19 protein-coding genes and 1 pseudogene are annotated in these 26,580 nt (G+C 62.8%); 10 read left to right on the top strand and 10 right to left on the bottom strand.

The window, feature by feature from the left end; translation table 11 throughout:
* A partial coding sequence (locus tag HP499_RS03490) for a heavy metal-responsive transcriptional regulator (RefSeq protein WP_172322551.1) occupies window positions 1-351 on the bottom strand: 351 nt, incomplete at its 3' end.
* A 155-nt stretch (window positions 352-506) separates the two neighbouring features.
* On the opposite strand from HP499_RS03490, the gene merA reads away from it, so the two are divergent.
* Complete coding sequence (gene merA / locus HP499_RS03485; protein WP_172322547.1) at window positions 507-1,949, top strand: mercury(II) reductase; 1,443 nt, start codon at window positions 507-509, stop codon at window positions 1,947-1,949.
* Window positions 1,950-1,967: 18 nt separating this feature from the next.
* Here the strand turns inward: merA and istB are convergent, their stop codons facing one another.
* The 3 genes from istB to HP499_RS03470 form a co-directional block, all read right to left on the bottom strand.
* Window positions 1,968-2,783 carry an IS21-like element helper ATPase IstB gene (istB, locus tag HP499_RS03480; protein ID WP_172322546.1) on the bottom strand — a complete coding sequence of 272 codons (816 nt, stop codon included), beginning with the start codon at window positions 2,781-2,783 and terminating at the stop codon, window positions 1,968-1,970.
* The gene (gene istA / locus HP499_RS03475) at window positions 2,780-4,456 is read right to left on the bottom strand and encodes an IS21 family transposase (RefSeq protein ID WP_172322550.1); all 1,677 of its coding nucleotides are present in this window, start codon (window positions 4,454-4,456) and stop codon (window positions 2,780-2,782) included. The genes istB and istA overlap by 4 nt, the downstream gene beginning before the upstream one ends.
* A 220-nt stretch (window positions 4,457-4,676) precedes the next feature.
* Window positions 4,677-5,339, bottom strand: a complete 663-nt coding sequence (locus tag HP499_RS03470) for a TetR/AcrR family transcriptional regulator (protein ID WP_172322545.1) — start codon at window positions 5,337-5,339, stop codon at window positions 4,677-4,679.
* A 275-nt stretch (window positions 5,340-5,614) separates the two neighbouring features.
* Here HP499_RS03470 and HP499_RS03465 point away from each other — a divergent pair, with 275 nt between their 5' ends.
* From HP499_RS03465 to HP499_RS03430, 8 genes and pseudogenes are all read left to right on the top strand, one after another.
* Window positions 5,615-7,408: an acyl-CoA dehydrogenase gene (locus tag HP499_RS03465; protein ID WP_172322544.1), complete on the top strand. Its 1,794-nt coding sequence runs from the start codon at window positions 5,615-5,617 to the stop codon at window positions 7,406-7,408.
* Window positions 7,409-7,573: 165 nt separating this feature from the next.
* The gene (locus HP499_RS03460) at window positions 7,574-8,350 is read left to right on the top strand and encodes an electron transfer flavoprotein subunit beta/FixA family protein (protein ID WP_172322543.1); all 777 of its coding nucleotides are present in this window, start codon (window positions 7,574-7,576) and stop codon (window positions 8,348-8,350) included.
* 12 nt (window positions 8,351-8,362) lie between these two features.
* Window positions 8,363-9,346 (top strand): electron transfer flavoprotein subunit alpha/FixB family protein, encoded by a 984-nt coding sequence (locus tag HP499_RS03455; RefSeq protein ID WP_172322542.1) that lies wholly within the window; start codon window positions 8,363-8,365, stop codon window positions 9,344-9,346.
* A 558-nt stretch (window positions 9,347-9,904) separates the two neighbouring features.
* The gene (locus HP499_RS03450; RefSeq protein ID WP_253951372.1) at window positions 9,905-10,996 is read left to right on the top strand and encodes a cytochrome b/b6 domain-containing protein; all 1,092 of its coding nucleotides are present in this window, start codon (window positions 9,905-9,907) and stop codon (window positions 10,994-10,996) included.
* Window positions 10,997-11,190: 194 nt separating this feature from the next.
* Entirely contained in the window at window positions 11,191-12,756 is a 1,566-nt protein-coding gene (locus HP499_RS03445) for a Re/Si-specific NAD(P)(+) transhydrogenase subunit alpha (protein ID WP_172322540.1), read from the top strand.
* A gap of 44 nt (window positions 12,757-12,800) precedes the next feature.
* A complete protein-coding gene (gene pntB / locus HP499_RS03440) occupies window positions 12,801-14,228 on the top strand; it encodes a Re/Si-specific NAD(P)(+) transhydrogenase subunit beta (protein ID WP_172322539.1) in 1,428 nt (475 codons plus the stop codon).
* A 382-nt stretch (window positions 14,229-14,610) separates the two neighbouring features.
* Entirely contained in the window at window positions 14,611-15,858 is a 1,248-nt protein-coding gene (locus HP499_RS03435; protein WP_172322538.1) for an MFS transporter, read from the top strand.
* Between the two features lie 508 nt (window positions 15,859-16,366).
* Window positions 16,367-16,621: pseudogene (locus HP499_RS03430) on the top strand (GNAT family N-acetyltransferase); the annotation flags it as partial.
* A 263-nt stretch (window positions 16,622-16,884) separates the two neighbouring features.
* Here the strand turns inward: HP499_RS03430 and HP499_RS03425 are convergent.
* The 3 genes from HP499_RS03425 to mobF all read right to left on the bottom strand — a co-directional run bounded on the left by HP499_RS03425 (window position 16,885) and on the right by mobF (window position 24,348).
* Window positions 16,885-17,934, bottom strand: coding sequence for a YhcG family protein (locus HP499_RS03425; RefSeq protein WP_172322537.1), 1,050 nt, complete (start codon window positions 17,932-17,934; stop codon window positions 16,885-16,887).
* Window positions 17,935-18,695: 761 nt separating this feature from the next.
* Window positions 18,696-18,998 carry a DUF4193 domain-containing protein gene (locus HP499_RS03420; RefSeq protein WP_172322536.1) on the bottom strand — a complete coding sequence of 101 codons (303 nt, stop codon included), beginning with the start codon at window positions 18,996-18,998 and terminating at the stop codon, window positions 18,696-18,698.
* Between the two features lie 745 nt (window positions 18,999-19,743).
* Window positions 19,744-24,348 carry a MobF family relaxase gene (gene mobF / locus HP499_RS03415; RefSeq protein ID WP_253951375.1) on the bottom strand — a complete coding sequence of 1,535 codons (4,605 nt, stop codon included), beginning with the start codon at window positions 24,346-24,348 and terminating at the stop codon, window positions 19,744-19,746.
* A 436-nt stretch (window positions 24,349-24,784) separates the two neighbouring features.
* On the opposite strand from mobF, the gene HP499_RS03410 reads away from it, so the two are divergent.
* Window positions 24,785-25,198, top strand: coding sequence for a hypothetical protein (locus HP499_RS03410; RefSeq protein ID WP_172322535.1), 414 nt, complete (start codon window positions 24,785-24,787; stop codon window positions 25,196-25,198).
* Between the two features lie 332 nt (window positions 25,199-25,530).
* Here HP499_RS03410 and HP499_RS03405 read toward each other — a convergent pair whose 3' ends face one another.
* The 3 genes from HP499_RS03405 to HP499_RS03395 are packed head-to-tail and all read right to left on the bottom strand — an operon-like array spanning window position 25,531 to window position 26,579.
* Window positions 25,531-25,740, bottom strand: coding sequence for a hypothetical protein (locus tag HP499_RS03405; protein ID WP_172322534.1), 210 nt, complete (start codon window positions 25,738-25,740; stop codon window positions 25,531-25,533).
* 7 nt (window positions 25,741-25,747) lie between these two features.
* Window positions 25,748-26,008 carry a chemotaxis protein gene (locus tag HP499_RS03400; protein WP_172322533.1) on the bottom strand — a complete coding sequence of 87 codons (261 nt, stop codon included), beginning with the start codon at window positions 26,006-26,008 and terminating at the stop codon, window positions 25,748-25,750.
* A 40-nt stretch (window positions 26,009-26,048) separates the two neighbouring features.
* Complete coding sequence (locus tag HP499_RS03395) at window positions 26,049-26,579, bottom strand: thermonuclease family protein (RefSeq protein ID WP_253951368.1); 531 nt, start codon at window positions 26,577-26,579, stop codon at window positions 26,049-26,051.
* Between the last annotated feature and the right edge of the window lies 1 nt (window position 26,580).

The following is a 26,580-nucleotide window of genomic DNA, read 5'->3' as shown; positions in this document are numbered from 1 at the left end:
GTCGGTCCCGGCATCGGCGTTGGCGTGGAGGCCGGCGACGACGGATCGCAACACCATCAGTTCAGCAATCTGGTGGTCCAGGTCGGCCAGCTGGTTGGAGAGCAGGTCCTGGACGTGGGAGCAGGGGGCTTCTCCGGCGTCACGGAGGCCAAGAATTTCCCGTATCTGCGTCAGGGCGAGGCCGGCGGCTCGTCCGCGGCGGATGAACTCGAGCCTAGCCACGGAGTCTTCGGTGTAGTCCCGGTAGCCGTTAGAGGATCTTTTCGCTGCCGGGAGAAGCCCGCTGTCCTCGTAGAAACGCAACGTCTTCGTCGTCATCCCTGCCGCTGCCGCGGCCTCACCGATACGCATCATGAACCCATTTCTTAGCAGGCCACCAGGACGGCGATTCCTTGACATTCCAGTGTAGGGGAAGGTTGAGAATGAGATGCAGAGCAGGTCTTCGGCTGAAGGCCCGCCATGGCTGAGCAGCAGTTGTGCTCCCCTCGCATCTTTAGGAGTCCCTCATGTCGGCAATACCTTTCGATTATGACCTGGCCATCATCGGTTCCGGCGGGGGTGCTTTCGCTGCTGCCATCCGGGCCACTAATCGCGGCAAGCGGGTGTTGATGGTTGAGCGCAGCACTGTGGGTGGCACGTGCGTGAACACGGGCTGCATCCCGTCTAAGGCCCTGCTGGCCGCCGCGGAAGCCCGCCACGTCGCCGTGGACGCTTCCGGGCGTTTCCCCGGCATCAGCACCTCCTCAGCGCCGGTGGATATGCCCGAACTGGTCGCCGGGAAACGGTCCCTGGTCGAAGCCATGAGATCAGAGAAGTATATGGACCTCGCCGCGGACTACGGATGGAAGCTTCAGCAGGGGACGGCGGCGTTCGCCGGCACCGCGGCCGCACCGGTTTTGAATATCACCGTCCCGGGCGGGACCACCGAGACAGTGAGCGCCGACCATTATCTGGTGGCAACTGGCTCCACCCCCTGGATCCCTGAAGTACCGGGAATGGACGACGTGGATTATCTGACGTCCACGAGTGCGATGGAGCTGCAGGAAGTTCCCCCTTCGATGCTGGTGTTGGGCGGCGGGTACGTGGCGCTGGAGCAGGCGCAGCTTTTCGCCCGGCTCGGAACGAAGGTGACCATGCTGGTCCGCTCCAGGCTCGCCTCGGCCGAAGAACCTGAAGCCGGGAACGCCCTCGCCGGTGTCTTCGCCGACGAGGGCATCCGGGTCGTCCGCCGAGCGACAGTGTCCAAGGTAGGCTCCGATCCGGCCACCGGGGACGTGGTCGTAGACGCTTCCGTCTCAGGAGGACAGGAGGAGTTCAGGGCCGCGCGCCTGCTCGTGGCAACAGGCCGGCGCCCGGTCACGGAGGATTTGAACCTCTGCATGGTCGGCGTCGAAACCGGGAACCGCGGTGAAGTCCTGGTCGACGGGAGCCTTCGCAGTACTAACCCAAGGATCTGGGCCGCGGGTGACGTGACGGGGCACCGGGAGTTCGTCTACGTAGCCGCCGCGCACGGTGCCCTGATGGTGGAGAACGCCTTCGAGGGTGCCGGTCGCGAGGTCGACTACCGGCACCTGCCCCGGGTCACGTTCACCAGCCCTGCCTTGGCGGCCGTCGGGATGACGGACAAGGAAGCGAACCAGGCAGGGATCCGGTGCATGTGCCGGGTTCTGCCGCTCAAATTTGTCCCCCGCGCGCTGGTGAACCGTGACACCCGTGGCTTCATCAAGATCGTTGCCGACGCTGGCACCGGTCAGATCCTAGGGATCACTGCCGTGGGAAAGGAAGCCGGGGACATCGCCGCCGCCGGGGTCTACATACTTGAAGCCGGGATGACCGTGGACCAGGTCGCGAATCTCTGGAGCCCGTATCTGACCATGGCCGAAGGCATCAAAATCGCAGCCCAGTCCTTCACTACTGACGTCTCCAAACTGTCCTGCTGCGCGGCATGATGTGGCCAACGACAACCTCTAGTGCGCGTTCCTCGTCAGGCTGTGGGCGAGGCGGTAGGAGTCGGTACCGGTTTCGATGATGGTGCCGTTGAAGGTCAACCGGTCAACGATCGCGGCGCAGAGCCGGGGGTCAGTGAACGTCTTGGTCCAGCCGGAAAACGACTCGTTACTGGCGATGGCGATGGAGTTCTTTTCTTCGCGCTCGGTCAGGACCTGGAAGAGGAGTTCGGCTCCTCTGCGGTCCAGTTCCATATAGCCGAGCTCGTCAATGCACAGCAGGTCCACCCGGCCGTATCTGGCGATGGTCTTGGCGAGGACTTTCTCGTCGGCGGCTTCGACGAGCTCGTTCACGAGCCGGGTGGCCAGAGTGTATTTGACCCGGTATCCCTTCTCAGCTGCAGCGGTTCCCAGCCCGATAAGCAGGTGGGATTTGCCTGTTCCGGAGTCCCCAATCAAGCAAAGCGGTGCACCTTTCCGGATCCATTCGCCGGTAGCGAGGGTATGGATGGTAGCGGGGTTGATGTTCGTGTTCGCGTCGAAATCGAAATCACCGAGCCATTTGTCCCGCGGAAAGTTCGCGGCTTTGACGCGTCGGATTGAGGAGCGACGGTCCCGGTCATCGCACTCGGCCAGCAACAGCTCGGCCAGGAAGCCTTGGTAGGAGAGTTGTTCCTTCCCCGCCACGGTCAGAGCCTCGTCCAGGACCGCCCGGATGGTGGGCAGGCGCAATCGGCGGCAGGCCTGGTCCACGGCGGCAACCGCTGCCTGTTCCGTCAGGCCGCGGCGCCGGCGCAGGGTTGGAGTGATGGTGGTGGCCGGTGCGGTGGGGCTCATGAGATGTTCTCCTTCGACGCGGTTCCTGCGGAATGTTCGGTGCGTTTGGCCAGCAGCTCGTCATAGGCGCTGATTGTCGGGAGCGGTCGCTTGTCCGGAGGGAGCCCGGCGATGACAGTCGCCGGGTCCATCAGCCGACGCTGGGTTAGGCTGACAACTCGTTGCACTTTCGCTTCAGCATGTGCACCGCGATGACGGTCAGGATGGGACCCACCAGCGGGGATGCTGGAGGCGTGTCTGCGGGCTTCAACCGCTACGACGTCGGCGCTGACGGCACCTACTCCAAGTGCTGCGGAGATCCCCGCCTCGATGTCTTCGGCTTCCATCGAGCGGTGCAGCAGCAGGACGTCAATCAGTTCACGGGTCCCCTCGGCATCGCCGTTGACCCTGCGCGAGGCAGACCAGAAGGCCTCATGGGCGCTGGTGAAAGCACCTGACTCCCGCGCCCTGGCCAAAGCCGTGGAACCAGGCAAAGCGCCGGGCTTGGTCTTGAGGACCTCCAGATAATGGTCCAACTGGACCGACTGCCCACCCTTGGCAATAATCCGCTGATGCCGGGCCGCCACCGCGCGGCCGTCGAACACCACAACTTCGGACGCCCGCAAGGAGACCCGGACCCTCCGGCCGATGAACCGTGCTGGCACCGAGTACTTCACCATCCGCACGGTAATCATTGAGGACCGGTCCACTCTCGGGTTCAGCACCAGACCGGGATCGAACTCTTCGGCCGGCAACGATGCCAGGAACGGGCGCTCGGCGGCGAAGTCCTGGCCGATGGTGCGAATCCTGCCATCGATCCGCCGCTGATCGTCTTGGACCTCCCGGCCCCGGATCCGGTCGTTGAGGTCCTCAAGGGACCTCGTCACGGGCATCGGCGTAAGCCGGTTGCGGCGGAACCAACCCACCTCGCCCTCGACCCCGCCTTTCTCGTGAGCGCCGGCAAGACCTGGCAGGCAGTAAAAGGCATCAAATCCATAGAACGAACGGAACAGCACCCACCGGTCGTTTTCCAGGCGGTTCCGGCCCTGACCGAACACCACGGACCTGACGGCACTGGTGAGGTTGTCATAGCGGATGTGTTTGACCGGCACGCCGCCGATCTCGTTGAACGCCTCGACATGGCCTTCCAGAAATGCTTCCTGGGCCTGGGTGGGGTAAATCCGGTGGATGGCCTTGCCGGAGTGGGAGAGCCGGAAGATGAACATGTGGCATTTCGTCTTTACCCCGTCCAGCACGATCCAGACTTCACCGAAGTCCACTTCCGCTTCCGCGCCCGGGGCGTGCTCCTGGGGAACGAACACCTCAACCCGGCGGCCGGCCTCCACATCGATCTGCGCCCGGCGGACCCGAACGTAGTCACGCACCGTCGAATACGACAACTCCTCCGCTCCGTGCTCTTCGATGAGCCTGGCAAGAATCCTCCGGGCAGTGTGACGCTGCTTCCTCGGTGCCGTCGTGTCCTCAACGAGCATGGCGTCGATCGCCAGTTTAAAAGGATCAAGCCGCGGCGAGGATCGTTCAGGAGTTTTGCGCTCTGGCGGGACCGGGGAACTCAACGCCTTACGCACGGTTTTCCGCGCCACCTGGTGCCTGCGGGCAAGCTCCCGAATTGACGCCCGCTCCACCCGGGCATCCCTCCGAATCTGCGCGAACAACTCCACTCTTGACCCCATCCCGGGCCCTCCCGTCGTCGATCCAACACTGGATGGATCAACGCTCACAGGTGGGTACCATTCAAGCCGTCATTAGGTTCGGCATGTCCGGCTGGTGGGTACCGTTCGGGCCGTCCTAGTGGGCTCCGATCAGACTGACATACTCACGTTCTCTAATGTCGGGAATTCCGTGCGTTGATCGCGGCAGTTTCGGCCGGGATTCGATACTCCGCCCTGGGGTTCAGTTTGGGCCGCCGCTGCCGACTCCGCCGATCCACAACGCGCTGACCTCATCAGCTACCTTTGCCAGATCGAAGGCAATGCCGGCACTCCTCACTACAAACGCGGAGAACGCATATTGCTCGGCCATCCCACCCAGGAGTGCAGCCGACAGTGCACAGTCCACATCATCCCGCACCAGGCCGGCCGCTTGGCCGCGCCGGAGACTGCGTTCGATACGGCGGTAGAACATATGCCGGGCGTCATCCCAGATGCGGTTGACGTCCGGGTCGGTCAGGAAGGTCTCGTAGGCAAGACGGTAGAGATCAGCATTTACTGAATACCCCTCAAGGTATAGGAGGGTCGTCTCCCGCACGGAATGACCCGGGTCGTCAGCCCGCCAAGGCGAACGCGACGACTTGTAGAGCGAGTCGAAGAATTCCGCCAGAATTGCCAGCAGGACCTCACGCCGGCTGTCGAAGTAGCGGTAGAAGGCGCCAAGTGAAAGCCCCGCTCTCTCGGTAATGTCTTGAATTCGGGTGCCAGTGTAGCCAGCCTCGTCGAAACAAATCCGGGCCGCTTCGAGGATGGCCTGGCGGGTACGCCGCCCCTTTGCGGTCCTCGGCAATTCGCGTTTCGGCATCGCTGCCGCAGCACTCTGCGGGTCGACCTCGAGCTTCTCCATGCGTGCCCCTCCACTCATCGATGCCTTCTGTTGCGGAACATCGGAAATAGGCTATCATTTCTAAAGGTGACGTCACTTTCACTTTTATGTATACCTTGCAAAGGAGCAAAGATGAAGCCCGTGAAGACACGAGTCGCTGTACCTGGCTCCACCCCAACTCCTAATCGGCGGGCGCCATTGGCCCACTTTCGGACCTCCGAAACGCGGCGGCGACGTTCGTCGGCGGGCGTCGCCAACGTACTCATCCGCAACATTGCTTCCTTGGAGGGTTGATCATGGCATCTAGAATCCTGTCCCGGCGCGACCTCGACTTCATGCTCTTCGAGTGGCTTAAGGTCGACGAACTCTCGGCTCGCCCACGATTCGCGGAACACTCGCGCGACACATTCGACGCGGTGCTCGACCTTTCCGCCGAGCTCGCCACAGCGGCGTTCGCGCCGCACAACGCCCTGGGCGACACCAACGAGCCCCAGTTCGACGGTGAGCGAGCACACGTGATCCCCGAGGTAGGCGAGGCGCTGCGCGCCTTCAACAACTCGGGTCTGCTCTCCGGCGCGATGGACGAGGAGGTTGGTGGCGCCCAATTGCCGCACGTGGTCGACCGTGCGTGCTTTGCCTGGTTCCAGGCCGCGAACAACTCCACGGCGGGCTACGCAATGCTGACGGCGGCCGCGACGCGGGTTCTGCTCGCTTTCGCGACGGAACGCGATGTCGAGCGCTATGCCACCCCCATGATAGAAGGTCGCTTCTTCGGCACCATGTGCCTCTCTGAACCGGATGCGGGATCGTCACTTGCAGACATCGCCGTGAGGGCCGAACTGCAGCCCGAGGGCACCTATCGCCTGTTCGGAGGCAAAATGTGGATCTCCGGCGGGGACCACGAGATGAGCGAGAACATTGTTCACCTCGTGCTGGCGCGCGCTGTCGGCGCGCCTCGAGGCATCAGAGGCCTGTCGCTGTATGCAGTGCCCAAGTACCTTGTCGAACCGGACAGCTCGATCGGCGAGCGAAACGACGTCGCCCTGGCAGGTCTCAACCACAAAATGGGGAACCGCGGAACAACCAACACGGTGCTCGACTTTGGTGGCGGCCGCTACCGACCGGGGGGGCAAGCGGGGGCAATCGGCACCCTCATCGGTGAAGAGAATCGCGGTCTTGCCTACATGTTCCAGATGATGAACGAAGCGCGCATCGGGGTCGGCGCGGGAGCCGCCGCGCTCGGTTATACAAGCTTTCTGCATGCGGTGGACTACGCACGGACCCGCTCACAGGGGCGTCCCGTCGACGCCAAGGCTCCGGAATCGTCACCGGTGCCTATCATCCGCCACGCCGACGTGCGCCGGATGCTGCTCACGTCCAAGGCATACGTCGAAGGGGCAATGGCACTCGTTCTCTATGCGGCAAGGTTGCTCGATGAAAGCGAGACCGGCGAAACCGCCGCGGAGCGCGATCGCGCCACGATCCTGCTGGAGGTGATCACCCCGATCGTGAAAAGCTGGCCGTCCCAGTGGTGTCTCGCCGCGAATGACTTAGCCATTCAGGTCCACGGAGGATATGGGTACACACGCGACTACCCCCTGGAACAGTTCTACCGTGACAACCGCCTGAACCCCATCCATGAGGGCACCCACGGCATCCAGGCGCTTGATCTGCTCGGCCGGAAAGTGCGTATCAACAGCGGAAGAGGATTGACGCTACTACTCGACGCGATCCGGTCCACAGCGGCTCGAGCAGCCAATTCCGACGAGTTTGCCGGTCCGGCCAGAACGCTGACGGCCGCAGCGGCCAGAATCGAGGAGATCACCGCGTTGCTGTGGGCAGACGGGGACCCCAAAGCCGCGCTTGTGTCGGCCAGTAGCTACCTTGAGGCGTTAGGTGACGTCGTCGTCGGCTGGCTTTGGTTGGAACAAGTGATCGCATGCGGTGACCGCGACGACGACTTTTACCGAGGAAAACGGTTGACGGCCAACTACTACTTCACAGACATTCTCCCGCGCATCCATACAGCCCTCGACTTGCTCGAGGCCCGTGACCAGACCCTGGTAGAACTTGACGATTCGATTCTGTGAGTCCATCCAGCTCTCGACGGACGCCACGCAGGCCAGATTGCGGGGTATGGCGCCCGAGCGCTCAACCAGTGATCCCGGCCGGATGTAGTCGACCGGCGCACCGACATCCACGGACGCCGATAGCGGCGCCTTTTGGGAACAACGAGGGAACGTAAGGAGATGTCAATGAAGATCATCGTTCTGGTGAAGGAGGTTCCCGACACTTACGGGGACCGCAAGCTAGACCTCGAGACGGGGCTCGCGGAGCGCTCGGCGGGCGAGGTAGTGCTCGACGAGATCGGGGAACGTTCCCTCGAGGTCGCGCTCTCGTTCGCTGACAAGAACGCGAACACAGAGATGGTTGTGCTATCCATGGCGCCGGAGAGCGCCACGGCTACACTGCGCAGGGCCCTCGCGATGGGGGCGACGTCGGCGGTGCACGTGGCTGATGGAGGCCTGAGCGGGGCGGACCTTGGATTGACCGCAGAGGTGCTCGCCGCTGCGATCCAGCGCACCGGGTTCGACCTCGTGATCGCGGGCGACCTGTCCACGGATGGGACGGGGGGGGTGCTGGCAGCGATGGTCGCGGAATTGCTCTCCGTGCCGCACGCTACGTCGCTGTCATCGATCGAAATCGATTCCGAAATCGTGACCGGTATCCGAGTGACGGAGGACGGCACGATGCAGCTGAGCGCACCCCTGCCTGCAGTGGTGTCGATCACGGAGGCTTTGCCGGATGCGCGGCTCCCGAACTTCAAGGGGATCATGGCAGCGAAGAAAAAGACTTTCGAGACTTTTTCTCTCGCCGACCTCGGAGTCGATCCGGATGCCTCAGAATCCGCGCGGTCGATCGTGATTGCGGTCGCCGAGAAGCCGGCCCGCGGCCCGGGCCTGAAGATAATAGACGAGGGCGACGCAGGCGACAAACTTGCCGACTTTCTCCTGCAGAACCGCCTGGTGTAAGGGAGCACGATCATGACCAAATACGAAGCGGACTCCATCCTAGTCCTTGTTGAGCTCACGCCCTCTGGCGAACTCGCTAGCAGCGCGGCAGGGCTCCTCGGCGCCGCCGCCCAGGTCGGCACTCCCGTCGCGCTGGTGGTGACAACCGCGGGCGCGGCTGCCGCTGCGGCTGCCGCAGCGGGCGCCTTGGGTGCCGCGAATGTGATCGTTGCCGAGACGGCTGATCCGGGCGTCCTGACAAGGCCTGAAGCAGATGCGCTGATTACCGCCGCAGATGTAGTGCGCCCCGACGCGGTGCTGATCTCGAACTCGATCGCAGGACGGGACGTCGCGGGCGTTTTTGCCGCACGCACCAGATCCGGCCTGGCGGTCGACGCGATCGGCGTCTCCAGGGATGCTGAAGGTGTCGTCGCCCACCATTCCGTTTACGGGGGCGCGTACAACGTCGACTCCGCAGTGACCTGGGGTGCGCCAGTTATCACGGTGCGGCAGGGCTCAATCGAAGCGCGTGCCGAGGCACGGACCCCCACCATCGTGACGCTGCCCGTGACCGCGTCGGGCAAGCCCGCGGCGTCCGTCATGTCTTTCGACCAGGTCCTTGAGTCATCAAGCCGTCCGGAGCTGAGAGGAGCGGCGAAGGTCGTCTCCGGTGGCCGCGGTCTGGGTTCGGCGGAGCAGTTCGTCCTTGTCGAGCATCTCGCAGACGCACTGGGCGCAGCTGTCGGTGCCTCACGCGCCGCCGTCGACGCTGGCTACATCCCTCAGTCACATCAGGTCGGGCAGACCGGTGTTTCCGTGGCTCCCCAACTTTATGTGGCGCTCGGGATTTCAGGGGCTATCCAGCACCGTGCTGGCATGCAGACGGCCAAGACCATCGTCGCGATCAATAAGGACGCCGATGCCCCAATCTTCGAGATCGCGGACTTCGGTGTCGTTGGTGACGTGTTCACGGTCGTGCCGCAGCTGATCGCTGCCCTCAACGCCAAGAAGGGGTAACGGGCGATGGCGACTTATGTGCGGTCCATGCGTCAGGGCCTCCCGCGCGTCCCAGGCGGTGAAGCCTGGCCACCGGCTGCGGATTCGCCGGTCGCCGGGACTGCACCCAGCGAGGACGCGGAGGCACCCGGGAATGCCTTGGTAGTGCCGGCACATGCAGTAGCGACGGCATCCTCGCTGACCCGAGAGACGGCGACGGGGGGCAAGGAAGTGGAATCGGACGTGGCCGGGCCCGCCGAGGCCGGCGCGGGCAATCGGTCGACCCGCAGCGGGTTGCCTAGGGTTCCAGGCGGTAAACCATGGCCGCCTGCCGGCGCGGTGGGTGCGCCCATTGCCGCGTCCGTCCCGGTGGCCGAGACGCACGGGGTCCCATCCAATCTGGAGGCACGGCCAGACACAGCCCGGGAGGTTGTCGGAACAGGGGCATCTGTTGCCGTTCCTGCTGGACAGGCTCAAGCCGCTCTGGCTGCCGCAACATCTGATCGTCCGGTCCGTCGCGGCCTGCCGCGGGCAAAGGGCGCCGGACCGTTGCCGGCAGCAGGGACCGCACCCGCAGTCATGGCTATCGGATCCGGGGAAACGGCACCGGGGCCAAGAAATGAGACCGAACCCGCCGAAGCGGCACCCGCGCCCATTCCCACCGTCATCGACGCCCCCCCGCAGCAGGGTCGCCCGACCGAGCCGGCGACCCTGACGGCTCAGGCACGTTCCGCCTTGGCGATCGTCTCCACAGAGCCCGGACGGTTCGGCGCCTACACCCGCAAGCAGCAGCTGGGATTCGCCGTCATTGGCGCCTTCGCCCTGCTGGGGGCCGCTACGGTTGTGGTCGCCGCCGCGCAATGGTTCCGGCACCTTCCGTTCATGTTAGATTTCCTTATCGCCTATCCCGGCGAATACCACCTGCCGGAGAATGCGACCCCTGGGTTCCCAGCATGGGTGCAGTGGCAGCACTTTTTCAACGTGTTCCTGATGGTGCTCATCATCAGAACGGGGCTGCAGGTGCGCAGCGAGAAACGGCCAGGCGCGTTCTGGACGCCGAAGTGGTCAAAAAAAGGGAAAGGTAAGATCAGCCTTGCCCTATGGTTTCACCAGTCGCTGGACGTCCTGTGGCTGATTAACGGCGTCGTCTTCTTCGTGCTGCTTTTCGCTACAGGGCACTGGATCCGGATCGTGCCGACCAGCTGGGAAGTTTTCCCCAACGCGCTCTCGGCCCTGCTGCAGTACATTTCGTTGAACTGGCCAGCCGAGAACGGCTGGGTGAACTACAACAGCCTGCAGCAGCTCATGTATTTCCTCACGGTCTTCCTGGCCGCCCCGCTGGCGGCCATCACTGGGGTGCGGATGTCGGAGCTGTGGCCGAAGGACACGAAGACACTCAACAAGGCCTACCCCATCGAGTGGGCACGCGCAGTCCACTTTCCGGTGATGCTGTACTTCACGGTATTCATCGTTGTGCATGTCGCACTGGTGTTCGCGACCGGCGCGCTGCGGAACCTGAACCACATGTACGCCGGCACAGACGTGGTCAACTGGGCCGGATTCTGGATCTTCTTCGTCTCCCTACTCATCATCGTCGGCGGCTGGATCGCGGCCCGGCCCTTAGTACTCGCCCCGATCGCGAAGCTCTCCGGCAAGGTGACGGGACGCTGACATCTCGCCACAGAGCTTCGACTGATCGAGGGGCTGGATCGAACAATTTGCAGGGCGAGCAGGCACGCATGGTGACTCCGAGAAGAAGAGCCAGCAAGTCAATGTCTTGCTTACAAGTTCAATACAAAACATATCTGGCGGCGTCGGCAGCGGAATTCTGCCCCGCCCCGGTTGCTGAATGAAAGAGAGTGAACGTGACACGTATTGGCATTGTGGCCGAGTTGGGTCGCGAGACGAGGGTGGCGGCGACGCCTGTCACTGTGAAGCAGTTGTTGGGGCTGGGCTACGAGGTCGTGGTCGAGAAGGGCGCGGGTGAATCTGCATCGTTCCGTGACGAGGCCTACGAAGAGGCCGGGGCCCTGATTGTGGGGGCCGATGAAGCGTGGGGCAGCGACGTGGTGCTGCGAATCAACCCACCCACGCAGGAGGAGATCGGCCGCCTGACGGACGGGGCAACGCTGATCGGGACGCTGAGCCCGGGCCTGCGGCCGGAACTCGTGGATGCTCTGGCTTCGCGTCCGATCACGGCCCTGGCATTGGATGCTGTGCCGCGGATTTCCCGGGCACAGTCGATGGACGTGCTCAGTTCGATGGCGAACATTGCCGGGTACCGGGCCGTGATTGAGGCCGCGCACGAATTCGGCCGGTTCTTTACCGGGCAGGTCACCGCGGCAGGCAAGGTCCCACCGGCGAAAGTCCTAGTCGCCGGCGCCGGTGTTGCCGGTCTGGCGGCGATCGGCGCGGCGTCCAGCCTGGGCGCGATCGTGCGGGCTACGGACCCACGGCCTGAGGTGGCGGATCAGGTGAAGTCCATCGGCGGGACCTACCTCAAGGTCGAGGTCGCCGAGGAGATGGAATCCTCCGATGGGTACGCAAAGGCCACGTCCGAGGCATATAACGCCAGGGCTGCGGAAATCTACTCGGAGCAGGCAGCGGATGTGGACATTATCATCACCACCGCCCTGATCCCGGGACGGCCTGCCCCGAAACTGCTCACGGCCGAGGACGTGGCCGGCATGAAGTCCGGCAGCGTGATCGTTGACATGGCCGCGGGCCAAGGCGGGAACGTCGAAGGCTCCGTCGCGGGGGAACGCGTCGTCACGGACAACGGGGTCGTGATCCTGGGCTACACTGATCTACCGGCCCGGTTGCCGGCCCAGGCGTCCCAGCTGTACGGGACGAACATGCTGAACCTACTCAAACTGCTCACCCCGGATAAAGACGGGATCCTGCGCATCGACTTCGACGACGTCGTCCAACGCTCGGTCACAGTGGTGCGCGAGGGCGAGCAGACCTGGCCGCCACCGCCGGTCCAGGTCTCCGCGGCATCCCCGACCCAATCGGTGGCAACTCGTGCGGGGGAACGCTCGGCCAACAAGGAAACAAAGAAGAAGACGGGCCTCAGCCCTGCAGGCAAGGCGGGGCTGTTCGCCGCGGGGATCGCGGTGCTGTTCGGGATCAACGCGGTGGCTCCGGCACCGCTGCCGCAGCACTTCACGGTCCTGATGCTCTCGATCGTGGTCGGGTTCTATGTCATCGGGAAAGTCCACCATGCCCTGCATACCCCGCTGATGTCCGTGACGAACGCGATCTCCGGAATCATCGTCGTCGGGGCGCTGCTACAGGTCACCTCCGAGAACATCGTCATGCAGGTCCTCGCCGCCGTCGCCGTGCTGCTGGCCAGCATCAACATTTTCGGCGGCTTCGCTGTCACCCGGCGCATGCTCGCCATGTTCTCGGCGGGGAAGGTCCGTTCATGAGCGCTTTCGCCCAAACAGCAGCAACACTTACAAGGAGCTCTACCGTGACTGACACCGTCTCCGGTCCATTGACCGCCGGCTCCATCGCGGGGGCGGCCTACATCGTCGCGGCCCTGCTGTTCATACTGTCCCTCGCCGGGCTGAGCAAGCACGAGAAAGCCCGCGCCGGGGTTATTTATGGCATCACCGGCATGGTCATCGCCCTCGCCGCCACCATCTGGCTGACCCTGCAGGACACCTGGGGCACCGGTCACGCCCTGACCGGCCTTGGCCTGCTGGTGGCCGCGGTGCTGGTGGGCGGGGCCATCGGGCTCTGGCGCGCCCGAGTCGTGGAAATGACCGGCATGCCCGAGCTCATTGCCCTGCTGCACAGCTTCGTGGGCCTCGCCGCCGTTCTCGTAGGGTGGAACGGACACCTCGAAGCCCCAGCCCTGTCACCGGAACTGACGGCAATTCACCACGCCGAGGTGTTCATCGGCGTGTTCATCGGCGCGGTGACCTTCACCGGCTCGATCGTGGCATTCTTGAAACTTTCCGCCCGGATGAAGTCCTCACCCCTGATGCTGCCGGGCAAGAACGCGATCAACCTCGGCGCCCTCGGCGCGTTCATCGCCCTGACCGTCTGGTACGTCAACGACTCCCAGCTCTGGCTCCTCGTCGTCGTCACCCTCCTGGCTCTGGGGCTGGGCTGGCACCTCGTGGCCTCCATCGGCGGCGGGGACATGCCCGTGGTGGTGTCGATGCTCAACAGCTACTCCGGCTGGGCCGCAGCCGCGGCGGGCTTCCTGCTGAACAATGACCTGCTGATCATCACCGGCGCCTTGGTCGGTTCCTCGGGTGCGTACCTTTCGTACATCATGTGCAAGGCCATGAACCGGTCTTTCATCTCCGTGATCGCCGGCGGGTTCGGCATCGCCGCCCCCACCAGCAAAGGAGACACTGACCAGGGCGAGCACCGGGAGATCACTGCGGAAGCCACCGCGGAGATGCTCACCAACGCCTCCAGCGTTGTCATCACCCCCGGCTACGGCATGGCCGTCGCCCAGGCCCAGTACCCCGTCGCGGAACTCGCCCACCAACTCCGCGAACGCGGTGTGAATGTCCGGTTCGGCATCCACCCCGTCGCCGGGCGCCTACCCGGACACATGAACGTCCTCCTCGCCGAAGCCAAAGTCCCCTACGACATCGTCCTGGAAATGGACGAAATCAACGACGATCTCGGCGACACCTCCGTGGTGCTCGTCATCGGCGCCAACGACACCGTCAACCCGGCCGCCGCCGAAGACCCGGGCAGCCCCATCGCCGGGATGCCCGTCCTCAAGGTCTGGGAGGCCGAGAACGTCATCGTGTTCAAACGCTCCATGGCCGCCGGTTACGCGGGCGTCCAAAACCCGCTGTTCTTCCGGGAGAACTCCCAGATGCTGTTCGGGGACGCCAAAGCCCGCGTCGAAGACATCCTCAAAGCGTTCTAAGGCAAGGAGAGACCATGCCCAGACGCCGGGTTTTCCCCGAAGGCACCGATCGAAAGACATGGCCCCCGGCCGCGCCGGAGGGGGCCCCCCGCACAGAGAGAGCATCGGCACCCCGGCAACCCGTCAACATCGACGACCTTGTTGCATCCCCCTGGGTCGGTCTCCACTACCGCCATGAGTTCCTACTCCACCACCGCCACGAGCTGTTGGAACAACATAAGGACTGATGCCATGTGAAAACCCGCCCCCGCTAGTTCCCAGCTCTTCATCGTCATTAGGGCGGGGCGCTTGAATAGACACTCGATTTGCGGTGGAGCGCCCGAATCATCACCTATAGCAATGCTATTGGTGCTCCACCGCAAACCAGACCCGGGAGTTCCGCATGTCAACAGCGCCACCGCCAAATAGTTCGCGGACACAGGCCAGGAGAACAGTCCGCCGTCTTCCTGAGGGCTTCGCTTTCGCCGGAAGCGCGACAGCCTTCGTCAGCCTGTATCTCGCTGCGGGCGCGCCTACCCCGCTCCTGACGTATTACCAGCAGCAATGGAACGTCGCTGTGCCCCTGCTTACACTGGCATTTGCCGTATATTCCGGCGGGTTCCTTCTTGCCCTCCTCACAGCCGGGTCCCTTTCGGATCACGTGGGCCGCCGCCCAGTTCTCCTCGGCGCCCTGTTGGTTCAGCTCGCATCTATGATCATGTTCCTCACCGCGACTGATATCGGGGCCGTCATCGCCGCCCGCATTGTCCAGGGAGTCGCCACCGGAGCTGCCACCAGCGCTTTCAGTGCCGCCTTGGTCGAGCTCGCCCCACCCAGCAAGAAGAAATTGGGAACTGTCTTTGGCAGCGTTGGCATTGGAGGCGGATTGGCCGTTGGGTCCCTCCTGTCAGGATTGGCCATCGAGTATGTGCCACGGCCGGACGTGCCGGTCTTCATCACTTTGTCCGCGATCACCGTGGTTGAGTTAGTGTTTATTTCTCTGAGCCCCGAAAGCGGCCTACGTAGGCAAGGCGCCCTTCGCTCGCTCATCCCCCGGATCAGAGTCCCAGTGGCAGCCCGCGGTGAGTTCCTCGGAGCGGCTCCCGCGGTAGCCGCCGGTTGGATGCTTGCAGCCCTATCCTTGGGCCTTGCCCCATCCATCGTGCTGCATGTGTTCCATTTGGACAGTGGCCTCCTCATCGGTTTCACGGTTTTTGTTGGACCGGCCGCTTCCGCCGTGGCGGGCCTGGTATTCATGCGGGTTGGTTCCCGTCATGGCATAATCCTCGGCGTCATAGCATCGATCGTCGGGACTGCAGGGATTCTATACAGCGTATTCGCTGGCAGCTTGGTTTGCATGGTTGCATTTCAAGTGGTGTGCGGGATTGGCTTCGGGGCAGCCTTCGCGGCCATATTACGCCTGCTCATGCCCCTCGTCGAAGCACACGAAAGGGGTGGACTGGTCGCAGCGGTGTACATCCTGGCCTACGCTGCCTTCAGCATCCCCGCCATCCTGGTCGGAGTCCTGGCGCCTTCCGTCGGCCTGCTGCCAGCAGTTATCGCCTACGGAATCGTTATTTTACTCCTCGGTGGGATCAGTTTGTTCCGCCAGATAAGCACCCCACCATCCCTCAGTTCAGACAGGCCCTAGATTCTGGCCACACCCGATAACCCTGGCTGAAATGCTAAACAGAACGCACCTTGATCTGGAGGAACCCATGCGTGGGCGCGGGCGTTTGTGACTAATCACGATCTCCACCTGTTAGTGGATGTTGTCACAGACGGTTCAAATGCTACCCCCAGATAGACAAGGCAGATCCGTGGACATAGGTGGCATGCACCCTATTCGGCATAACTGCAATCTCTTCGATGCTGAGACGATTGATGTGACCGTGCCGACCCGCTAAGACCCATTCTTAGTCTGGCCATAGGGAGAAGTCCAAATGGTCGTGTGAGCGGCGACCGGGTCAACAATCCGTCATCCCCGAGCCCTCCGACCTGATCAAGAACCGAAAGCGCCGCGGTTCCCGGGGCGGCCGCCCCACGAACTCGGCTGCGGCAGATGGGCGTCCCTTGCTTGTCGGGCGGCCTTGCATGCGCCGCTAGTTCCCAGCCGTGCCTACTAAAACCGTCTAGAGAAGCACTTCACTCAGGACCAGGATGACTGGGCACAGCTCGGCCTCACAGCTGAGCGCGAGGGGAAGATCCTCGGCGCCGTCAAGCTCATGATCTTCAACGGGGACGACTTCAGCGCCGTCGAATTCAACCTGATGGTCGACCCCGAGCGCTGGGGCGAAGGCGCCGAGGAGGTGCTGCTCACCGACGTCGAAGTCGAGGCGCGGTCGCGCGCCATCCTGGCGATCCGATCGTGTACGCTGCCCGCCCAGTCCCTTGCATCGAACGCAACGCCATAGCTATCCAGCGCATCAGGGAAGAACCGCCAGAAGGGCAACCTAAAACCTTCCCCAACGAGCACCGGACGTATTAGGCGGATTTCTTGAACTGACCAGCAAGGCGAGAAACTTGGTTAGACTCGGTGGGCGTCCATGCAGAGCCATTCCGCAATCCTTCCGCCTCCCAGAACACGACCGGTCGCCTATCGGAAGCCGCAGCGATCGTGGGTAAGCAGACACGACATATGGGTGCTTATCGGCGTTCCAGCCGGGCTGTGGTGGGTTCAGTTCTCTGAGTCTGTGGTGGGCTCGGCCCATTCGAGGGCAGCGACGACGTCCCCTTCGTTGGGCAGTGCGCGCTTTTCGTCTGCCGGGAGTTTGTCGTAGGTGTAGGCTGCGACAGCCATTGGTGAGGTTGAGCGGCCGAGGCTGTATCGGACGCTGCGATCGTTCTTGGTACCGCAAATGAGAATCCCGATGGTTTCGTTATGGTGTTCCCGGCGCAGCATGTCATCGACGAGGGCGACGTAGAAGTTTAGTTTGCCGGCATATTCCGGCTGGAACTTGCCGGTCTTGAGTTCGACGACGACGTAGCGGTTCTGGTCGACATGGAAAAAGAGCAGATCCACGTAGAAGTCATCGCCGTCGACGTCGAAGTGCACCTGACGGCCGACGAAGGAAAAGCCGGGGCCAAGTTCCCGGAGGGTTTCGGTGATCCGGCTGGTGAGGGCATTCTCCAGATCGCGTTCGGCGACCTCTCCGGAGAGGCCGAGGAATTCGAAGTTGTAGGGGTCCTTGGCAATTTGCTGGGCCAGCTCGGATGATTGCGCAGCAAGTTGCTGCGCAAAGTTCGAAGGGGCGTTCCCGGTACGTTCCAAGGTTTTGTTCATGATCATGTTCAGCAACACATTCCGGGACCAGCCGTATTGCACAGCGGCCGCGGCATAGGCGTTCGTAGCTTCTGACCCAAGTTTCTTATCCAGCAGGACCATGATGTGGCCCCACGGCAATTGCGCAGCAGCCTGCTGCGCAATTGACCCATCAGGCCACATTGCCGCGAAAGTCGTCATGTACTGAATGTTTCTCGGCGAGAGGCCCTTCATATCGGGGAACTCTTGACGCAGGTCTTCGGAGAGACGTTTGATCACCCCGCTCCCCCAGCCCTGTTGGTCCTGTTGCTGCCGAACTCCCTGGCCTATTGCCCAGTACAGCTCAATGAGCTGTGTGTTGATGGTCCGAAGTGCACGAGTCCTTGCCGTTTTGACTGTTGCCTTCAAATCCTCGAGAAGGTCCAGATAGCCAGCGGGAAGGTCCAGGTCACGCGAGTCGGTCATCAGTCCACCCTAACGTGCGCTACTGACACCTCGGATCAATCGTCCAGACACCGTCTGGACGATTGATCCGGAGAACTCCTAGCAACGAGTTGGATCCCCTGCGCGCCGTCCATTCTCTGCGGGGATTCTGCTGCTCGCCAAGCGATTCCGAGGACGCCACTATTCCCGGCACTCGAGCATCCGAGCATGCCAGTTAAGTAGGGCGTGTGAGAGTAGATGAGAAAACTCGTTCTGCAGCGTTTCTAGTTGTTCCGCAGTTTCGTCGCGTTTAGTGGTTCAGTTGCCAGCGTGCCGGGCATGCACCCGTGTGCGAACCGCGCAAGCCTCTAGCGAACTGGGGCTGGCTCTGGACATGAACGGCCGGACGACGAGCGGGTAGATGGACCAGGAGGCGGAGACTCACAGGGACTCACAAGACTCACAAGGACTACCACGCCGTGGGACAAAGTTCGACAACGCTGCGACGGTCCTTTCAGGGGCAGGTTCATGACTGTTTTCTGCAGGACCTTGCGGGGTTCAGCCCTCCGTGTATGTCGCGGGACCACTGGACTCAACTGCGGCGCAGGAATCCCAGGCTCCGTGCTGACGAGTGTCTGTCTTGTTCAGAAGAAAGTGACGGGCCACCCACGGCAATGGAACAACGGCTTGTTGCACCATTGGGTCCAGCCATGGAGCGCCAAGCACACACATGCAGAGGAAATCACTTGAGTATGCCGATGACGTGTCGGTGAAAGCAGAGCCTGGCGGAGATCCTTCGGGGTTTAGCTTTCGCACTCGGTGCAGTACGCGTGCCCGTCACTTTCCCGGGCCAGCTGGGACCTGTGCCTGACCAAGAAGCAGGAATAGCAGGTGAATTCGTCCGCTGCTTGGGGGATGACTTGGACGATGAGCTCTTCAGAGACGATCTCTCCGCCCGGGGTGAGGCCTTCGTCCAGGGCATCGGCCTCGTCGAGCTCGGTGACGACACTGCGCGCGTTCGGAGCATTCTCTGATTTCAGGGCTTCCAGGGAGCGGTCCTGGGATTCCTTGACGTCGGAGCGGACTTCGTCGTAGTCGGTTGCCACTGGAGATTCTCATTTCTGGCGTTCTGGTCTGTTGGTCGTCACTGACGTCACTGCAACGCGCGGAACCATGCTCTTGTTCCTCGGAGCGGCATGTTTGTCACTTGGCGATCCCCGGAGGCCTCAAGCGTGCTGGGCGGCGCTCACGACGGATCCAGGAATTGGCGAAGCCCCGGTCAAATAGCGGTTGACCGAAGCTTCGATCGCATTATGCCCACCCAAAGCTTGAAGCCAGCTGGGAGAACACAAAGGAAGGGTACGACACCTTGGGTGCCGGCCACCGCCCGGTGGCACGGCCCTGGACGAAGCCGGCGACGACGAGTCTTCTGAGACCGAGACTCTCTCCTAACCTCCGCCTGCTTCAAGGCCAAGAATCCAAATGGCCATCACTGACTGCGTTTCGATTGTCCAGACAGTGTCTGGACAATCGCCTTCCGGTCGTGAGGTCCGTCAAATGTGCCACCGCTTGTGGCAGTATTGGGATTCTTCTATCATTTCCATCCCTCCGGTGTACTGACCGGACTCATGCGCCCCGGCTCGTGTGCTCGACTCCGGACGTTTCCACCCACCGCTCCGCCGCAGGGAACGTCCCTTTCGGTCCACGGCAGAGGTAGGCTCACGGTTGGAGGCCTCAAACGTCGAGGAAACCATCCTTCGAATGCTTTCTGCGGTTCGAGGTATTCGGGATCACGGGGCTTTTATAGGTCCATGCTCCCCTTAGCCGTTTGCCAGGCCTGCCCGGGCAGGCCTAGAGGCTTGGGCCTCGGGGGCCTTGCTCGGGCCCGGTGCCCGGACCTGGCTGGTCCCGGCGACGACGTTCTTCGGCAGCTTTCGCTTCGGCTTGTTCCTGGCGGAGCCTTTCGACCGCAGAGGGGGTTCCGCTGGTCTGCGCTGCGCGGCGTGCGGCCAGCTTCTCGGCAAAGTCCGGGCTGGCCTTCTTGGCCTGTTCCTTCTCCTGGTCGCGGCGGGCTTTGAGTTGGTCAAGGGCTTCCTGGACCGCTTCCGGGTTCCGGGCTTCGGAGTCGCCGCCGTGGCGCTCCGCCCGGTTCTGGCGGACCTTGCGGGCCAGTTCGGCCAGCCGTTCGGCGCGTTCCTGCGCCGGGCTCAGGTGCACCTCCGCCCCGCGCGCCTGCTGGAGGTGGTCCACGACTTCTTCTGCCGGCGTCGGGGTTTCCTTCACAACAGCCTCCACGTGGGCGGCTTCTGCCATGAGCGATGCGTCTTCCTGCGACAGGGGTTCCTTGGCAGTCTGGGCGGTGTACTTGTGCATGGCAGTGACCCGCGCAGTCAGTTCCGAGCCGAGACCCTTGTCCTGGTGGTCCGCGGGCACGGGTGCAGTTTCGCTGACCGGGATCCGGTACATGTCCCGGTAGGTGGAGATCTCCACGGCGAGCTGCCGCCACTGATCCTGTCGTGCAGGATCGGACGGAACCGGCCCAAGGGCAGCTGCCCAGGTTGGAGGTTCAGCCACGAGCTGGGCACCAAGCCGGGTGACTTCGGTGGCCATGATCTCCCGGCGCGCGGCAAGTTCCTTCCGCCACAAAGCCGGGGTGTCGTCATGGTTTGCGACGTCGGCAGGTGCCATCCATGCCGGCAACCTGTCAGCTGCTGGTTCCGTCTCTACGGGCGCGGGCAGTTGACGGCGCAGTTCGATTTCAGCGCGGATCCTGCGATGGACCTGGGCCGCTGCTTCAACCTTGGGCGCGGTCTCGTCCCGGCGGTAGTTGCTCACTGCGCCACGTTCGTAGGCTTCATCGGCCCGGGCCTCCGGGTGCATCAGTTCGCGGAGGGATTGTTCCTTGTGCAGGGACGATGCCAGCCATTGTGCTTTACGCGCGGCCGCGGGGTCGTTGATCGTGGTGTCCGTGCGTCCTTGCTGCTGTGCTGTGCGCAGGCGTGCGGCCAGGTCGTCGTCGCTGAGGTGGCCGTGCAGGCGCCGCTGCCAGGGCGTGTCTTTCCGTTCGGCCGCCCAGTTCCGGGCAAGGTCTTTCCGGTCCGGAGTCTCCACACCTGGTGTGCGCGCCGCTTCAGCCTTGGCGCGCATCAGCTGACCAACTGCTCGACGGTCGAGCCGTTCCAGCGCCTCGTCACTGATTGATTCAAGGGGCCGGCGGCCGGGATCGGCCGCGCGTGAACGCCACCGGTCAAGGCGGTCCTCAACCCGCCATGCCAGAACCGCGGTGGGATCCTCGGCCGCGCCGAAGTCTTCCTCTTTCACGCTGTCTTTGAGCAAGGTGACGAGGTTGAAACCTTCGTTCTCGGCCGCGCGCAGGTGGGTGGAGACTGCTCCCCAGGCGGTGGACTTCGTGAACGTTCCTGCTACGCCTTCGCCAAGTTCGCGACGAGCGATGTTCGCCATGCGCAGCTCGTTGGCTTGGACGTCAATGTCCTTGTATTGCTCGGACATTTCCGGCAACGACCGTGCCTGGGCGCGGGCGGCGTCCATCTGTTCGTGCGCGGTGAGGTTACCGTCATGGTTGCCGGCCACGGCACTCAGTACGTCCTCCATGGTTTCTCCCTCGCCCACGATGCCGTAGAGCTTGTTGGAGTATCGGCCGCGGGAAGCGGCCACATAGGCCAGCGCGCGGGACAGCCCCGAGCTGATCAGGGCGTGCACGGTGTCGCACGTGACGCCCTGGGTGCGGTGGATCGTTGCCGCGTATCCGAGCATCGTGTTACCGCGCACGTAGTCTGCGGGGAGAGTGATGGTGCCTTGGTGGCTGTGGTGGCGGACGGTCAAGGAACCGTCCTCGTGGGCACCGGTAACATTCCACACGTCGTTGTTTTTGACGAAGTCCTTGCCCCTGTTGGTGGACAGGCGCCGGTTGTTCTTACGGGTCACGATGATGTCCCCGGCGCGGGCGGTCAGCCCGTCGCGGAGCATGGCTGTCGGCGTTGTGGAGTCCAGTTCTCCGGTGGCGATCCGGTACGCCTGGGCGCGGGCGTTCAGTTCCGTGACGGTGGCATTGTCGAAGGCCATCATGATGGAGTGCTTGCCGGCGTTGGTGTCTTTCTGCCATGCCTCGAAGACCTGGGACGTCATGGTTTCGGCGTTACCACCGACGACGCGGCGGTTCTCCCTGTAGAAGGTCCACGGGTCATCAACCCGGTTCAGCGGAGGTTCGCGGAGGGCCAGAGTGGCTTCTGCTTCTGCTTCGTTCGGGGTGCCATCTGCGTTCCGGAACCGGTGCAGGTCTTCCAGGTGTACGCCACCGACGGTGTTCTTCAACAGGCGCAGTGCACCCCCTGATCCCACCGCTGAAAGCTGCTGGTCATCACCGAGTGCGCGCACGACAGCGCCGTGCTGTTCTGCGATGGTGACAGCGGAGGCGAACAGCTCTGTACCTACCATCCCGGCCTCGTCGATGATGATGACATCGCCGGGTCGGGGAGTGGTCTTCTCGTCATTCGCCCCTGTTTTATGGGCGATCACGAAGGAGTCAATGGTGGTCGCCGTTGCCCCCAGCTCGCTTCCCATCACTGCAGCGGCCACAGCGGTAGGTGCCAGACCGAACACACGCCCGCCTGCTTCCCGGATGGTGTCAGCTGCAAGCTTGAGCGCTGTGGTTTTGCCGGCACCGGCCGGGCCAACACCGACCAGCAGCAACCGGTCGCTGCACGCAAACTCCTTGGCCATGCGCAACTGCCCGGCGTCAAAGGTCTTCTCCTGCCGGGCCAACGCAGCGTCGAATGAATCGACCGTCGCGGCAGGAATGACAACGCTCTGCGCGGCCGTCAGCAACCGGTCTTCGCTGTGGAGAATCCCCGCCGAGGTGTACAGGGTGGAGTGCGGTTTGCCGTACTTGGACGCACCGTTGGACAGGCGCAGGGCGTCGATTTCAGGGGAAGGCGTTTCGGGTGTGATGCGCAGTGAGAACTGGTCAGTTGCGCGCGCCACAACCTGCTCCAAGAGCGTAGCGGGGATGGGCATTTCACCAAGCCGGGAACCCAATCGCCTGGTTGCTTCGGCCCTGATGTGGTGGTCTCCCCAGACGCCACGGCTGCGTTCCAGACGTTCAATGACACCCTGCGCTTCGATGGCAGGATCTAGCTCGTCAGCGTGAGCAACCATCCACAATGGCCGGTCCTTCTCGGCCTGTTCCCGCGCGTCATGCCGATGTTCGCGTGCCCGCTCAACAGCGGCCGGGCCGGTAACAACGCCGGGCAAAGCACCCAGCTCCGTTGTCCATTCTTCAACCAGAACGGACAGTTGCCGGGCCTCCTTCTTTGCCGGACGGGTGTCCAAAGTGGCCTGTTGGGCCAGGGCAATCAGTTGCTTCTTATTCGGTGCGTAGCCGTTCTTTTCGATGAACTCTTTCGTCAGTTCATCAATCACGGGCTTGATGCCTTCCCGTCGTGATGAGGCCGCTTCGATGGCTGCCACATTGACGCCGGCGATCTCAATGACCGGACGGTCGCCGTTGACTTTGCGTTCGGTCAGACCGACCCCCAGACGGGCGCAGATCTTCTCCATGACCACCCTGTTGTACATTTCCGAGGCAGCAACATTGAACTGGTACAGCAGCCGTCCGTCGAGGCTGGACCATTTGCCGTCGGCACCAAGAACCTTGTTGGAAACCACAATGTGATCGTGCAACTGGGGGTCCCCGGTGCGGGAGTCGTAGTGACGGAACTTCGTGTAGATCAGGCCGCCGTCAACGTCTTCCTGACGGACGCCGTTGCGGCCTCGGCGGGTAAACGTTGCTTCCTTTTCGAGGTAGCCCATGGCCTCTTCGATGGCCTCATTGTGGGCCGCTTCGATCTGTTTGCGGGCGTCGTCTCCGCCGATGGCCCACAGAACCGAAGCTGATTTTGCTGGTGCAAATACGAGATCGTATCCGGCGACGGTTTGGGTCGCCGGCTTGGTTTGGGCTGTGATGAATCTGCCCAACTCTTCCTTGTCCGAGGGGTTTCGGCCATTGAGCTCGCGAAAGTACTTGGCCCCTTCCTTCGTGCGGATCAGACGCCGGCTGTCGGCATCAGGCTCACGGTGGTTCATCCGCTTGTAGTCACCGGTTGCGCGGCTGATACGCGCCTGAAGCTCATTGTCTTTCTGATTGGCCTGACGGTACTTCTGGCCCAGGGAGACATCCGCTTTCGGGTCTTCCTTCAGCATTTCCGCGGCGTTAGGGTGCAATCCGTTCCCGAAAAGCGCCTCCATTTGAGCTTCGGTAACTTCCCCAGAAACACCCAAATGGTGCACACCGGCCCCGCCCCATTGCCCCGGCGCGTTGCCGTCCACGGTGTAGTAATCACCCAGCTCACGGCCCTTGGCGCGCAGCTCATCACCACTGGCGACCTCACGTGTGTAGTACGTGTATCCGTCGCCGACACTGAGCTTGTGCACGGTCATCACGAAACCCAGCATACCCGCGAAACGCCCCACATATCGATGATGCATGAGGTGTGACAGATATTGCTCGTTTTTGGTCTGTGGAATTGGCTGATGGGAGCTTGCGAGCGGGGCTCAATGGAACAGGACGAAAAAGGGTAAGATCGGGCCATCAAGGTTTTGATGCGGTTCTGCACATGAGAATGGGCGGTGGGTAACACGCTTTTCGTTATCCACGGTTCGTTTCGATTGTGTAGAACCGCTGCCCGGGTTATCCACAGGTGGGCAGCGGAGAGAGCGAGGTTTCTCTCGGAGGGGCCACGTGTGGGAAAGCCGGGCACGGCCAGCCCGAGCGCAAGCGAGGACCGATGCGGCGCAAGCCGCCCGCTTGGCACCAGGCGCCGCGCTAGCCGTTAGGTTTGGTACACGGACAGTCCAAAGGGGAGGGACCCACACCATGGCAACACCACGAAAGTCTGCACAGCAGCTGGCGGCCCGCGAGAAGGCGATGGCCAAGGCCAGGGAGATGACCGAACGGCACGAGAAGCTGATCGAACTGGCAGCGGAGTTCTTCCAGCAACAAGAGCAAGCCGACCTCGTCCGCGCCGAAGCGAAGAAGAAGGCCGACGCCCTGTTGGCCAAAGCCGAAGCCGACGCCCGCAACGCCGTCCGCGGTGCAGCGACGACGGTTCGTGCCATGCTCGATTCCGGTGAGCCCAAGTCCTCCGTGGCTGCCCGCCTGGGACTGAGCGGAGCCGAACTGAAGCGCATGCTCGACCTCATCACTGACGAAACCCCGGCTTCCCCTGCAAGCGATCAGTCGGAGGAACGCGATTCTTCCCACGCTGACGGTCAGGACGTTGCTGCCTGATCACCAACAGCACCAAACGTGAAAGCCCCCGGCACTTCTGCCGGGGGCTTTCGATGTTTAGAAGAGCGTTGGCGCGTCTGGATCCGCTCCAGCGAGCAGCGCCCGGATGCGTTCTTCACGTTCCCATCCATGCACGCGGACTTCGTCCCTCAGCGCCCTGGAACGCTCCGCGAACTGTCGTCGGGCAAGTCCCCTCCACCGGAATCCCGTACCGTTCGTGTCACGGCCTTTGGCCTGACGGCCGAGCATGTTTGCCCTGGCATCCCCGACACTTAGGTGTGTGTCCGTTCCGGTTGTTACCCTGACGCAGAGCGGTATGTCGCAATGGTGCATCAGCGGCCCGAAGCCGTCCAGATCGGCACCATAAGCCAGGTGGAAGCGAAGCGGTGCGGACGGACCGCCTGGGTGCGTCCGTCGCCGTTGAGAGTGAACCGCCCATAGCCATCATCGGCAACCGCCCGGACCCAGAGCCAGCACTCATTTTCCCGAGGTCCCTTGCTGACCTTGGCCCAGAATCTCGCTGCATCTTTTGATTGGTTCATGGTCGGTCTACCAGCGCCGCCAGCGGCGTTCCAGCCGGTTCGCAGCGAAGAAGAAAGCGACCATGAACAGGGCCGGTGGCACTGCCTGAAGCAAGCTCTGACCGAGCCAGGACACAACAGTGGTGACCAGGGCAATCACGCCCGCCGCCTTGCAGAGGAAGATCAGAATGCCCTGGCCAGCGGCTACGGGGTGGGTGAGTGCGTAAATGATCCAGCCACCCAGGGCGACCGCGGCCAACGCTGCGAAGAAGATCAGAACGACGGCCACGGTGTGCTCGTGACGACTGGTTGATGGGTGGTCGGTGGTCTCAGCAGTTCCATCGGCCCGCCTTGCTCTTTCTGGCTTGGTCGGCGGCCGCAGTGAAGTCCTCGCTGTAGGCGAAAGACTTGCCGTATCCGGTCGCCTCGGCGAGACCTTGCTCAACGATTGATTTGTTGACCAGGGTGCCGTCCGGCGTCCAGAGGTAGGCAAGAAGACGGCCGTACTTGTCGCGCACCCCTTGGGCGGGATCCGCTGAAAGAAAGACCTGCTGACTGTCCAGGAGCGAGTGCAGGTAGGTCGACGCTTCCGGTCCGCCACACTCCACCGGCGCGTCTTCCTTGACGCTTTCCGGTGCGTTTATACCAACAAGCCTCACGCGGGTGCTGGTGCCGTTGCAACTGATCCGGATCGTGTCCCCATCGACAACCTTCTCCACGGTGTACGGGCCGCTGGCCGTGACCTGAAGTGCCGGCGGCCGCGCTGCCGTGCCCGTCGCTTCGCAGGGGACTTCCTGCAGCGGCACCTGGTTGCCGGCGGGAACGACCTGCGGTCCGCCCTGGGGAGTGCAACCGGTCAGG

Origin of the sequence: Paenarthrobacter sp. CM16, from assembly GCF_013179505.1 — a bacterium.
In the GTDB taxonomy this organism is placed as follows: Bacteria; Actinomycetota; Actinomycetes; order Actinomycetales; family Micrococcaceae; genus Arthrobacter.
This window is presented reverse-complemented; position numbering and strand designations above follow the sequence as displayed.

Excerpts from the sequence above, each read along its gene's own strand:
- merA (WP_172322547.1), top strand. The coding sequence starts at position 507 with ATGTCGGCAATACCTTTCGATTATGACCTGGCCATCATCGGTTCCGGC.
- istB (WP_172322546.1), bottom strand. The coding sequence starts at position 2,783 with ATGAGCCCCACCGCACCGGCCACCACCATCACTCCAACCCTGCGCCGG.
- istA (WP_172322550.1), bottom strand. The coding sequence starts at position 4,456 with ATGGGGTCAAGAGTGGAGTTGTTCGCGCAGATTCGGAGGGATGCCCGG.
- HP499_RS03470 (WP_172322545.1), bottom strand. The coding sequence starts at position 5,339 with ATGGAGAAGCTCGAGGTCGACCCGCAGAGTGCTGCGGCAGCGATGCCG.
- HP499_RS03465 (WP_172322544.1), top strand. The coding sequence starts at position 5,615 with ATGGCATCTAGAATCCTGTCCCGGCGCGACCTCGACTTCATGCTCTTC.
- HP499_RS03460 (WP_172322543.1), top strand. The coding sequence starts at position 7,574 with ATGAAGATCATCGTTCTGGTGAAGGAGGTTCCCGACACTTACGGGGAC.
- HP499_RS03455 (WP_172322542.1), top strand. The coding sequence starts at position 8,363 with ATGACCAAATACGAAGCGGACTCCATCCTAGTCCTTGTTGAGCTCACG.
- HP499_RS03450 (WP_253951372.1), top strand. The coding sequence starts at position 9,905 with ATGGCTATCGGATCCGGGGAAACGGCACCGGGGCCAAGAAATGAGACC.
- HP499_RS03435 (WP_172322538.1), top strand. The coding sequence starts at position 14,611 with ATGTCAACAGCGCCACCGCCAAATAGTTCGCGGACACAGGCCAGGAGA.
- HP499_RS03425 (WP_172322537.1), bottom strand. The coding sequence starts at position 17,934 with ATGACCGACTCGCGTGACCTGGACCTTCCCGCTGGCTATCTGGACCTT.
- mobF (WP_253951375.1), bottom strand. The coding sequence starts at position 24,348 with ATGACCGTGCACAAGCTCAGTGTCGGCGACGGATACACGTACTACACA.
- HP499_RS03410 (WP_172322535.1), top strand. The coding sequence starts at position 24,785 with ATGGCAACACCACGAAAGTCTGCACAGCAGCTGGCGGCCCGCGAGAAG.
- HP499_RS03405 (WP_172322534.1), bottom strand. The coding sequence starts at position 25,740 with ATGAACCAATCAAAAGATGCAGCGAGATTCTGGGCCAAGGTCAGCAAG.